Source organism: uncultured Mesonia sp., from assembly GCA_947499595.1.
Taxonomy (GTDB): domain Bacteria; phylum Bacteroidota; class Bacteroidia; order Flavobacteriales; family Flavobacteriaceae; genus Mesonia; species Mesonia sediminis.
The window spans coordinates 25261-37952 of the sequence record CANMOY010000005.1; the positions used below are offsets into that span (position 1 = coordinate 25261).

The following is a 12692-nucleotide window of genomic DNA, read 5'->3' on the forward strand; positions in this document are numbered from 1 at the left end:
GCAAAGCTGAAAAATACCTCAGAAAAAGTGTACTTTCTTTTGTTTCGTTTTCTCCTGTATCCGACGAGCGCAGCGAGAGGAATACACCGTAAAGAAAATGAAAATTAGGACATAGAAAGATTGATGAATTGTTAAGATGTAGGTTTTGAAAAAGTAAATAAACTCACTACTTTTCGACTGCACTTCGATACACGGGTGTTTGCCTATCGTCAAAAACCCGCACTCAGTGTGACAAGGCAGGTTTTAGAGTTATTTTACACACCAGCAGCCCACGTCAAAAAACGTTTCAAAGCAGAGCTTTGCAATCTTTTTCTTCAGTATAACTTGTGTTTTGCGTAAAGAATTGGTGAAGCCTTGGAGCCAATTTAGCAAAATACAAGTGGTTTTCAGCTTGCCTGAAAAATACCTCAGAAAAAGTGTACTTTCTTTTGTTTCGTTTTCTTTATACAAGTAAAGAAAATGAAAATTAGGACATAGTATTATTTATGAATTGTTATCATGTAGGTTTGGAAAAAGAAAATAAACTCGCTACTTTTCGACTAGCTCTCGATACACGTTCTTATGGCTCTCGCCATAAAATCGCACTCGAGCTGACAAGGCAGGTTTTAGAATTATTTTACCCACCAGCAGCCTAATTCAAAAGCGTTCCAAAGCAGAGCTTTGCAATCTTTTTCTTCAGTATAACTTGTGTTTTGCGTAAAGAATTGGTGAAGCCTTGGAGCCAATTTAGCGAAATACAAGTGGTTTTCAGCAAAGCTGAAAAATACCTCAGAAAAAGTGTACTTTCTTTTGTTTCGTTTTCTTTATACAAGTAAAGAAAATGAAAATTAGGACATAGAAAGATTGATGAATTGTTAAGATGTAGGTTTTGAAAAAGTAAATAAACTCACTACTTTTCGACTAGCTCTCGATACACGTTCTTATGGCTCTCGCCAAAAACCCCCACTTGGTGTGACAAGGCAGGTATTAAACTACTAAGTACCTAGTGCTACCTTTTGAGAGTCCCGAGAATTCGGGATCTCGATACTTCGCATTTTAGTTCTATCGCCCAAAAATCCAAAACTCAAATGATGACAAGGCGTGGTTTCAAAACAATTTAAAGACTTAAGTACGTATCAAAAAAAAAGCATCCGCGTTGGCGGATGCTTTTTTTTATTTTAGAAACGGATTAGTAATTCCACATATCCGATTCAAAGTTACGTATAGACTCTTTGATACGATTTGATTCTAGCAACTGCATCAAGGTATTGTCTGCAATGTACTCATCTACTTCACGGTCACCATAAACGTTATCTTCTTTGTAAACCATGGCGTCGAAACGTCTTGAGTTTAACAAATGATCAAAGGTAAGCGGGTGTGCTGTGTTTTTAGCATTGAATACATAATTGCTATGCAACTGCTTTCTGATTTCGGGATAGTATACCCAGAACAATTCTACGGGTACCACCTCTAAATCTGGATTCTCCTGCTGCTGCAATTTGTTTTGAGCAGAGATTACCACTGGAGCGATAGCCAACAAGCGGTATTTTAACTCGCCTTGTCTTTTATCGAAATACCAGTATCCTCTAATCTTATAAGCGTGAACATCAGCTGGCTTGATTTCGGCCATTGAGTAATGCCACTCTTCTAAAGGCTCTCCTGCATTTTCGGCTGCGATACCCGCATCGTTCAATACCTTTACAGACAAGTTGGTCTCCAACTGGTCCATCGGATATTTCTGATGAAAGTAAGAATCCATATACATGGTTACCTGGTCGGTTTTCACCGCGTCGATAATCACCTCAAACAAAGATTTTCTTCCTTGGCTGGTCTTATCTAAAGGATAAAGCAAAGGGAAGTTCACTCGCTGATTCAAATCTATGTATTCCCAAGTTGTTTTTGCCCACAAGATATCTCTATCGTCTACATAACCGTAGTCTAAAGGTTCCTGGTTGGCATCATTCTGCACTTGAGCCTGACTTTTCTTCCCGATCTCTTCTGGTGATTCTGCATTTAGGATGTTCAGCTGCGCAAAACTCGCAAAGCTAAATCCTAGTGCAGCTAACATAAATAAACAACTCTTCTTCATATACGTTTTTAATTTAATATTAATCTTGTAGTTCTATAATTAATGGATTTACTCGTTGTAATTTATACTTCGAGTTACCGGCTACTTTAGCCTGGATATCAAAAATCTGAACTACCGAACCTCTTTTTGCCGAGTTCAAGGCTGCTTTTGCAGCGGCATTTAAACGGTTACCGTTAACTTGTACTACTGGTTTACCCATTACCTGGAATTTAAATCCAGATACATTTAAATTCAAGTCGAAATCAAAGTCTGGTAATTTGGCTGCGATCGGTGATACTTCAACCGCACGCTTACTCATACGAATAGCACCATTACCACCATCTTTAGCTCCGATAACTCCTAATGGACGTGGAATTTCTTTGATACGGAAAACCTTGCTAGAAGATACTGATTTACCTCCTGGTAAAGTTCCAGACACGTTAATTTTAACCTCTCTTGCTTTTACGTTGGTTACATCCATCACATAAGCTCCAGCTCCGCTTGCTGGAGATAAACCAGGTGCTTGAGCATTTACCTGTGGTACACCAGGAATAGAGATGGTCATTGGGTTTTTAACTCCACGGTAAACCACGTTCATCTTATCGGCTGAAATCACAGCTGAGTTAGGTTCAGGAATTACGGTATAAGCGCTCTTTACAGGAATGCTTACAATCGAATCTCCTTCTTTAAACTGCAACTCTCCTTTGATTTCTTGCTGCCCTACATTTCCGGCTGGGAATTCTAATTCTACCTGACCGGTTTGGTTTTCTAATTCTTTGTTGTTGATTACTACTTTATCAAAAGTAAGTGAGTTATCAAAACGACCCAATACTACTTTACCTTTAAAGCTCTCTCCACTGAAGAATGCTGTTTTCTCGGGTACCACAATTGCCTCGTAATTACTCATCGATAATTGCGAAGTCATTTGACCTTGCAACATAGCCGATAATACTTGGCTTTCTGTAGTTTTAATATCCGCTTGAATCTTAGTTAATTTAGTTACCGATGCGATTAATGGGAAACCAACATAGTGGTAGTTTACCCAGTGCTTCTTAATTCCGTCACGTGTAGCCACTTTATTATCGTCACCACCGGTTGAGAATTTATCGGCAACATCTTTTTTGATATCGTCATAACCTTCTCCTAATTCTCCTATAACCGTTTGGCGATAAGCGATGATTTTATTCATCAACTCCTCCCCTTTAGGTTGTAGTTTTCCACCTTTCCAGAACAACTCATCGAAATAAGCTGTTTTGTCCATAGTTTCGTAATCTTTAGGATCTTTTACTCCTTCTAATGCACCGGCTTTTAATTCACCGATGAAGTTATACAAGTCTGATGAAGCTGCGCTAATTTTAGCCGCTTTTTCTTGTAAAGGCTTGTATTGTTTAGGTTGTTCTGAAGCTTTTTCGGCTAGACCGGCCATAAAGTTGGCATTACGAGCGGTAGCCGCTGTATTGGCCTCATTAAAGCTTTCATTGATTGAACCAAAAGCAGACAATACTTCTTTTGACATATTTAGGGCCATCATTGCGATGAAAACCAAATACATCAAGTTAATCATCTTCTGCCTTGGGGTTTGTTTTCCTCCTGCCATAGTTAAATTTTGTAAATATTAATAATTCAATTTGGACTTAGGCGTTAGGACGCATTGCCGTTAACATTCCTCCGTAAACATTGTTTAAGTTTGATAGGTTGCTAGTTAAGCTTTCCATTTCAGACTTTAACTTCACCGCGTTATCTGCTACCGCTTGGTTTACTTCGGCTTGCTTGCTAGTAGATTCTAATTGTACTTTGTAAAGGTTGTTTAAAGATTCCATTTGAGATGCCGCTAAGGTCATTTCTTCGCTGTATTTCTTTTGCGAAGCAATAGCGTCTACTGTTGGAGCCATATTTTTTGCCGCACCTTCGAAGTTTTTAATGCTTTCTCCTAAGCTTGCCATTAAAGCTCCATCTATCTTAGCTTCTTTCAACATATCGTCTAATTTCTTAGAAAGTGCACCTTGCGCATCTTTAGGATCTTCTACTAAGGTATTTCGCTTAGAACCTGAAGAAGCACCTCCTGCCAATTCTGGGTAAACCAAAGACCAATCTAATTCATCATCTACTGGTTCGAAAGCTGAAATAGCGAATACTAATGCCTCTACTACAAGACCAAGGATTAACATCTCGTTTCCAAAAGGCCAGTGCATAATTTTAAATAGTGCTCCTAAGATTACTACCGCTGCTCCTAGACCATAAACCATATTCATGATTTTCTTTCCTTTTTTTGACTTTGCCATAATTTAAATTTTAGTTGTTTAAGTTAAGTTTAATTAAAATTGAGTTTGTTGTTTGTTTGTTCTTATCTCGGTGGCTGATTCAAGTCTAAATCATTACCTAAATAATCTTGTACTGTTCTGAAACCGATATAACTTCTTGCCGAATCTGCATACTCGTAATCTCTCGAGCTTACTTGTAGGAAATAGGCTACATCTTTCCAAGAACCTCCGCGTACTACTTTACGCTTGTTGTTTTTATCGTTTACGTTCGGGTTCATCGACGAGTAGTAGTCGTATGAATCGTCTGAGTAAGATGAGTTTACCCACTCGGCCACGTTACCGGCCATATTGTATAAGTTAAAATCGTTTGGCTCAAATGACTTGGCTTCTACGGTATATAGCGCCTGGTCTGCTGCATAATCTCCACGCAAAGGCTTGAAGTTTGCCAAGAAGCATCCGCGATCGTCTTTTGCATACGGCCCACCCCAAGGGTAAGTAGCCGATTCAATTCCGCCTCGAGCAGCATATTCCCACTCCGATTCAATTGGCAATCTATAGGTATTCACGTTATGCAAACCTTTTTCTTTACGGTAAGCATTATGCTTTAAAGTTCTCCAGTCACAAAATGCTTTGGCTTGTTTCCAAGAAACACCCACTACTGGATACTCATCATAAGCCGCGTGCCAGAAATAATCGTTATGCATAGGCTCGTTATACGAGTAGCTAAAGTCACGGATCCATACTGTGGTATCTGGATACACCTCAACTTCTTCGGTTTGAATGAAGTTGGAACGGTCGCCACGAGAACGGGCCGCAGCATCCATATCCATAGTTTTATAGCTGTATTTGAATTTAGTTACATCCATAAGACGCTCGCCGTTGTACGACTGGTCTTGAGGCAAGTACATTTCGTCCATTACATAAACGTAAGACTCGTCTGGATACTCATCGGTTTTCCAGATGATATCTACATCCCAGTTCAAACGCTGGTTATTAGGGTCGTAGTGTTTTGAATACTGCTGGTAAGGCGTTTCTTGTGCCTGACCTCCTTTTTTATTGTTGGCATTTGCCGAACCTTTAAAGGCGAAATCGGCAATACTCGCGGTTTTACCACCTTGGCCACCGCCGCCACCGCCGGCTAGCTCTGCCTCCTCGGCAAGTCGTTGTCTGATGATCGAATCTCTTACCCAATGTACAAATTCACGGTATTCTGAGTTCGTAATTTCGGTTTCGTCCATATAAAAGGATCGAACGGTAACCGTTTTGGTTGGGGCATTGTTCAAGCCAGCCACATCATCGTCAGATTTACCCATAATGAATGAACCACCGGGTACCAGTGTCATTCCGTAGGGCTTCTCTGCATGCCACTGCTTTCCTTTTACTCCAACTAATTGACCTTTGTCTCCTCCGCCACAGCTGGCTAAGAATGAAACTAAAGCAAGAACTGAAAAAACTTTCTTCATAACTATATCAGGTTAAGATAATCTAATTTTAAGGGCGTAAACCTATTTAATAATTTCCAAAAAAACAATTTTTTATTTAAAAAAAAGTTAAAATTGGTGACAAATTGCTGACTATAACTCGTTTTTTATTCTTGCTTTCCACCAAATGGCTGGTAATTTTTGGTTGCAAGCGCTCTCATAGTCTTCATAAGTACATGGCAATAACGTCGTATTTTCTAATTTATTGTTAATTTTTTTTGCAATTGGTACCTCAAGCCACCATCTACCGGTAAGCTGACTCTTATAAAACGTTAAAACATCGGTATCTACCGGGACTTGGTACTTGATAAAATCTTTTTTAGCGCTGGGTGAATTTTCATCCTTTCGGTACACCACCCCTTCGATAAAATACCACATAATTTGGGCTACAAGGGTATTGGCCGCTTGGCAATTGGGCAAATCGTCTAAATGGTAAAGCCCCATACTCGAAACTTGATCTCCCAAACCAGCGTAGCGGGCAATGGCGCAAATCTCCCGACCGTTAAAGCCGTTGGCCGTCATATTGGGCGCTGCCAAATGAGCGGGCTCGATGGCATTTACATCGATACTAGCCATACTTGCGTTTCTAAATACCGGCTCTACTCGCTCGATTTGTTTACAGACCTCTCCTAAGCGATAGGTATCAAAATAAAGCTTCTCTAGCAAGTTGATCTCCTCTTGTGCATTGTAAAAGGTTTGGTAACCTATATTGGAATAATGATACAAGTTGAAAGGCTCTTCAACCACCATCTTTCCTACATAAGAATAGGGCCCAATAGGGGCGGCGGTATCACCCAAGTCGAATTTTGCATCTACATTCACATAATGCACCATTTGCCCATGGTTGTCATAAGCTCGGTATTGGGCATAGGCCAAATCTTGGCTACCGCCTAATATCAAAAGAATGGTGTTTTGTTCTAGGCAATGCGCTAAACATTCTCGCAAGGCAAAATAGGTATCTTGGGGTGTGGCACCGGCTCGAATATTACCCAAATCGGCTAGTTGTAGGGGCCAATTGCCACGGTGCATATGGTAAAAAGCTTTACGGATGGCTTCCCAGTTTTCAAAATCTGGGTTTTGCGCTTGTGTAGTGCGCGAATCTTTTACACCCAAAATAGCCACTTGCACATTTTCTAAATCGGGAAAAGCGCCAGCCTCCCGATAGGCCTGTATTTGCAAGCCTATACTCCCCTCGCCCAAATCTAAGGTTTCAAAAAAAGTTTCGGGCAAGGGAGTAAAAAATGATGTATTCATAAATTATTAATCGGCTTAAGATTTTTTGGTCGTCTTCTTTGTCGTCGTTTTTTTCTTGGCCGTAGTTTTCTTTTTGGTAGCGGTTTTCTTTTTAGCTGGAGCCTTCTTTTTTGTAGTCTTTTTCTTTCCACCTGCCTTCTCAAGCATCGCCTTCACTTCTTCTAAAGTAAGGTTTTCGGCATCGGTGGTTTTAGGTAATTCTACTTTGGTCTTTCCTTGGCTTAGTTTAAAACGACCCCATCTGGCTTTCTCTACCTTTATTCCTTCTTCTTCCCAGTGGTGAATCAGCTTATCGCGTTCTTTTTTCTTTTTGTCTTCGATTAGCTCGATAATATCGGATTCACTCAGGTTATCGAAATCGTATTTCTTATTTACATTGATAAAAATATTGTTCCATTTGATATACGGACCAAAACGACCTACTCCTTTTTGCACGTCTTTACCCTCATAAGTATAAATAGGCGCATCGGCTTTTTCTTTAGCCTTGATCAATTCCATCGCACGTTCAAACGTCACATCTAGCGGATCTTCGCCTTTGTCTAGCGAAACAAACTTTTTCCCATAACGCACATACGGACCGTAGCGACCGTTATTCACCTCAACCGCTTCTTCTTGGTATTCACCCAATTTCTTAGGCAACTCAAACAAGGCCATAGCCTCTTCAAAGGTAATACTGTTTAAGGTCTGATCGGGTCCTAGGCTTGCAAATTGCGGTTTCTCCTCATCTTCAACCGAACCGATTTGCACCATGGGTCCGAATCTTCCTAATCGAGCACTTACAGGTTTACCCGTTTTGGGGTCTTTACCCAGTACGCGTTCTCCTACTTCGCGTTCGGCATTTTCGGCTACATCTTTTACGGTAGGATGAAACTCCTGATAAAAAGCCTGCATCATCTCCGTCCACTTCTCATTACCTTCGGCAATATCATCAAAATCCTGCTCTACTTTAGCGGTGAAATTATAATCTAAAATATTACTAAAGTGCTGTACTAAAAAGTCGTTCACCACCATACCTACATCGGTAGGGATAAGCTTACCTTTATCTGATCCTACCATTTCGGTTAGGCTTTTTTCGCTGTACTTGTCTTTTTTCAGCACCAGCTTGGCATAGGCACGTTCTCTACCCTCTATACTTCCCTTCTCAATATACTTTCGGTTTTGGATAGTCGATATGGTGGGCGCATAAGTTGAAGGTCTACCAATACCCAATTCTTCTAGTTTTTTAACCAATGAAGCCTCGGTATAGCGGGCGGGTGGGCGGGTAAATCTTTCTGTTGCGCTGATGTAGTTATTTTCGAGTTCATCGTTTACCTTCATCGCTGGTAAAAGACCTGCTTGCTCTTCTTCTTCATCATCGGTTCCCTCTAAATAAACTTTTAAGAATCCGTCAAATATCAAGATCTCACCATTCGCCGTAAATTGCTTATCGTGCTTATCGGCATCGATTTTCACCACAGTACGCTCCAATTTAGCATCGCTCATTTGCGAGGCAATGGCACGTTTCCAAATGAGTTCGTATAAACGTTGTTGGTCTCTTTCTGCCGGTACGCTATGGTTTTCAAAATGCGTAGGTCTTATCGCCTCGTGCGCCTCTTGAGCACCTTTGGCTTTACCTTTATAATTACGCGGTTCTAAATATTCTTTACCGTAGGCGCTTTGAATCTCTTTTGCAGCCCCTTTTTTAGCCTCATCAGACAGGTTTACGCTATCGGTTCTCATATAAGTAATATGTCCGGCTTCGTATAAACGCTGCGCCATATTCATGGTTTTACTCACCGAAAAATACAATTTACGCGCGGCTTCCTGCTGCAAGGTAGAAGTGGTAAATGGCGGTGCTGGTTTTTTCTTGGCAGGCTTTTTAGTGAGGTCGGCTACCACATACTCAGCGCCGATATTTTGTTTTAAAAAGGCCTCGGCCTCTTCCTTGGTGTCAAAGTTTTTCGGGATTTTGGCTTTAAAGCTTTTGCCTTCTAGGGTTGCGAATTCCGCATCGATACGGTAACTGGCTTTGGTTTTGAAATCGATGATTTCGCGTTCGCGTTCTACGATCAAACGTACCGAAACCGATTGCACACGTCCGGCCGAAAGTCCTCCCTTTACCTTGCGCCACAATACAGGCGAGAGCTCATAGCCCACTAACCGATCGAGCACCCTTCTTGCTTGTTGGGCATTCACCAGGTTGTAATCGATTTCTCTAGGGTTCTCTATAGCTTTGAGAATAGCATTTTTAGTAATTTCGTGAAAAACAATACGCTTGGTCTTACTCGGCTTTAAATCCAATTCCTCTGCCAGGTGCCAAGCAATAGCCTCTCCTTCGCGGTCTTCATCACTTGCGAGCCAAACGGTTTCTGAAGCCTCGGCTAGTTTTTTCAAGTTGCGCACCACATCTTTCTTATCTTTGTTAACCACATATTTGGGCTTGAAGTCTTTTTCTACATCTACCCCCAATTCTTTGGTAGGCAAATCGGCAATATGCCCGAAACTAGAAGCTACTTTATAGTCTTTACCCAAAAACTTTTCAATGGTTTTGGCCTTCGCTGGTGACTCTACTATTACTAAATTTTTCGCCATGCTTTCGTTTATTTGTATTTGCAAAAGTAGGAGAAATTTTTGATTTCTTTTTTCTTTACCGATTTTTAGTCCGCTTAAAGCGAAATAGAAACCAGTCTCATACGCCTTATCACAAAGCTTTTCGGCCTCAAAAAGAAATAAAAGCGCTTACTTGAATTTGACTGGAGGATGGTGGAATTGCATTTTATTTATTGCTGCCAGTTTGTCAGTAAATGAATTTACCCGTATCTTTGGCGTTCAAATTTGATTAATAGCATAGAATATGGAGAAGGTGATCGACGAAACCCAGCAAGGCAGCGCCTTGGTTATGGAGCCCAACAAAGATAACAGCCGAAAACTTTTTATTGAAAGTTACGGTTGCCAGATGAATTTTAGCGATAGTGAGATTGTAGCTTCCATCTTAGCCAAAGAAGGTTTTAACACCACCGATAAATTAGAAGATGCCGATTTGGTATTGGTGAACACCTGCTCGATTCGAGAGAAAGCAGAGCAAACCGTGCGCAAACGTCTTGAAAAATACAACGCGGTAAAACGTCATAATCCCAGTATGAAAGTAGGGGTTTTAGGTTGTATGGCCGAGCGCTTAAAGAGCAAATTCTTAGAAGAAGAAAAAATAGTAGACCTGGTGGTAGGTCCAGATGCCTATAAAGACCTACCCAACCTCATTGAAGAAGTGGAGGCCGGCCGCAATGCCGTAAATGTAATTTTAAGCAAAGAAGAAACCTATGCCGATGTTTCACCGGTGCGCTTGCAAAGCAACGGGGTTTCTGCTTTTGTATCGATTACCCGTGGTTGTGATAATATGTGTACCTTCTGTGTGGTGCCTTTTACCCGTGGTAGAGAACGTAGCCGTGACCCTCAAAGTATACTCGAAGAGGTAAACGACCTAGCGGCACGCGGTTTTAAAGAAATCACTTTACTAGGCCAGAATGTAGATAGTTATTTGTGGTATGGTGGTGGTCTAAAAAAAGATTTTGACAAAGCCAGTGAAATGCAAAAGGCTACAGCCGTAAACTTTGCCGGATTATTAGATCAGGTAGCGAAGGCTCAGCCTAAGATGCGTATCCGCTTTTCTACCTCTAATCCGCAGGATATGACTTTAGATGTTATTGAGACCATGGCTAAACACCAAAATATTTGTAAGTACATTCACCTGCCCGTACAAAGCGGTAGCGATCGTATTTTGAAAAAGATGAACCGTTTGCATACACGCGAAGAGTATTTTACTTTGATTGATAATATTAGAAAAATCATACCCGATTGTGCGATTTCTCAGGATATGATTGCGGGATTCCCAACTGAAACCGAAGAAGATCATCAAGATACGCTTTCGCTGATGGAATATGTGAAATACGATTTTGGTTTTATGTTTGCTTACTCGGAGCGCCCCGGAACGATGGCAGGTAGAAAGATGGAAGATGATGTACCCGAGCCAGTAAAAAAACGAAGACTTCAAGAAATCATCGAGTTGCAACGCGAACATTCGTTGCACCGTACCCAACAACATTTGGGTAAGATAGAAGAAGTGCTTATCGAAAAGGAGTCTAAAAAATCTGACTTACATTGGAGTGGTAGAAACACCCAAAACACTATGGTGGTTTTTCCTAAAGATAATTATAAAGTAGGCGACTTTGTAAAGGTAAAGATTGAAGATTGTACCAGTGCCACCTTATTAGGAACCCCAGTTGGATATTCTGACAACAATTAAAAATCGGGTACTCGCCTGCCGAGTACCTTATTCAATTTTGCCTCAAAGGCCTATCTTATTGGCGGTTTTTACCACCGATTTAATACCTTAAAAAATGGAATCATTACAAGCAACCAAACAGCGTTTTGAAATAATCGGCAACGATGCCGGGCTCAACCGAGCTATAGAAAAGGCTATGCAGGTAGCTCCTACCGATATTTCGGTATTGGTAACCGGTGAAAGCGGTGTAGGTAAAGAGAGTATTCCAAAAATCATACACTCGCTTTCTCATCGTAAACACGGTAAGTATATCGCCGTAAACTGTGGAGCCATACCCGAAGGAACAATTGACAGTGAGCTATTTGGTCACGAGAAGGGTGCCTTTACAGGGGCAACCCAAACCCGTAGCGGTTATTTTGAAGAAGCCGACGGCGGGACCATCTTTTTAGACGAAGTAGGCGAATTGCCTTTGACCACCCAGGTGCGCTTATTGCGCGTACTCGAAAATGGTGAATTCATTAAAGTGGGTTCTTCTAAGGTGCAAAAAACCAATGTACGCATTGTAGCAGCAACCAATGTGAATATGTTTGAAGCCATTAAAAAAGAAAAGTTTCGGGAAGACCTGTATTATCGTTTGAGCACGATTGAGATTCACCTTCCCCCTTTGAGGGAAAGAAAAGGCGATATTCATTTATTGTTTAGAAAATTCGCTTCCGATTTTGCTTTAAAATATAAAATGCCCAGCATACGCTTAGATGAGGCTGCTGTAAATACTTTAGTCAAATATCGCTGGAGCGGAAATATACGTCAGTTGCGCAATGTAGCCGAACAAATATCGGTATTAGAACAAAACCGAAGCATCGATGCGCAAACCTTGGCAGAATACTTACCTCAAGCAGGAAGCAACCTTCCTGCCGTGGTAGAAAACAAAAAAAGCGAAAGCGACTTTAGTAACGAACGAGAGATTTTATATAAAATCTTGTTTGATATGAAGAGCGATTTAAACGACTTAAAAAAGCTTACCTTAGAACTCATGCAGAGCGGTAATAGCGCCGATTTAAAAGATGAGCACGAAGGGCTTATCAATAAAATATACGGTCAAAGCAAAGAGCAAGAAGCTTACGAGGAAGAGTTTGATGAGCAGATGGAGATATTGCAATTGGGAAATGAAAGCAACAAAACTCCGACAGAACCGGTAAATACAGCACCCGATCCTTATGATTTTGCCGAAGAGATTGAAGAAGAGGAAACCCTGTCTTTACAAGAAAAAGAAATCGAACTGATTAGAAAGTCGCTCGAACGTCATGACGGTAAGCGCAAAGCTGCGGCTGAAGAATTAGGCATTAGCGAACGCACCTTGTACCGCAAAATAAAACAATATAAATTGTAAT

Annotated in this window: 8 protein-coding genes; 2 read left to right on the plus strand and 6 right to left on the minus strand. The window is 40.9% G+C overall.

The window, feature by feature from the left end:
- Nucleotides 1-1168: 1168 nt before the first annotated feature.
- The 6 genes from gldN to topA all read right to left on the minus strand — a co-directional run bounded on the left by gldN (nucleotide 1169) and on the right by topA (nucleotide 9614).
- Entirely contained in the window at nucleotides 1169-2068 is a 900-nt protein-coding gene (gene gldN, locus ACH2AZ_RS07245; RefSeq protein WP_394907294.1) for a gliding motility protein GldN, read from the minus strand.
- Nucleotides 2069-2087: 19 nt separating this feature from the next.
- Nucleotides 2088-3644, minus strand: coding sequence for a gliding motility protein GldM (gene gldM / locus ACH2AZ_RS07250; protein WP_394907295.1), 1557 nt, complete (start codon nucleotides 3642-3644; stop codon nucleotides 2088-2090).
- A gap of 37 nt (nucleotides 3645-3681) precedes the next feature.
- Entirely contained in the window at nucleotides 3682-4329 is a 648-nt protein-coding gene (gene gldL, locus ACH2AZ_RS07255) for a gliding motility protein GldL (RefSeq protein WP_379048123.1), read from the minus strand.
- A 62-nt stretch (nucleotides 4330-4391) separates the two neighbouring features.
- Nucleotides 4392-5771, minus strand: a complete 1380-nt coding sequence (gene gldK / locus ACH2AZ_RS07260) for a gliding motility lipoprotein GldK (protein ID WP_379048120.1) — start codon at nucleotides 5769-5771, stop codon at nucleotides 4392-4394.
- Between the two features lie 111 nt (nucleotides 5772-5882).
- Nucleotides 5883-7043, minus strand: a complete 1161-nt coding sequence (locus ACH2AZ_RS07265) for a formimidoylglutamase (RefSeq protein WP_394907296.1) — start codon at nucleotides 7041-7043, stop codon at nucleotides 5883-5885.
- Between the two features lie 15 nt (nucleotides 7044-7058).
- A complete protein-coding gene (gene topA, locus ACH2AZ_RS07270) occupies nucleotides 7059-9614 on the minus strand; it encodes a type I DNA topoisomerase (RefSeq protein ID WP_394907297.1) in 2556 nt (851 codons plus the stop codon).
- A 262-nt stretch (nucleotides 9615-9876) separates the two neighbouring features.
- On the opposite strand from topA, the gene miaB reads away from it, so the two are divergent.
- Together miaB and ACH2AZ_RS07280 are read left to right on the plus strand one after the other, a co-directional pair.
- A complete protein-coding gene (gene miaB, locus ACH2AZ_RS07275) occupies nucleotides 9877-11322 on the plus strand; it encodes a tRNA (N6-isopentenyl adenosine(37)-C2)-methylthiotransferase MiaB (protein ID WP_394907298.1) in 1446 nt (481 codons plus the stop codon).
- A gap of 94 nt (nucleotides 11323-11416) precedes the next feature.
- Complete coding sequence (locus ACH2AZ_RS07280; protein WP_394907299.1) at nucleotides 11417-12691, plus strand: sigma-54 interaction domain-containing protein; 1275 nt, start codon at nucleotides 11417-11419, stop codon at nucleotides 12689-12691.
- The last annotated feature ends 1 nt before the right edge of the window (nucleotide 12692 follow it).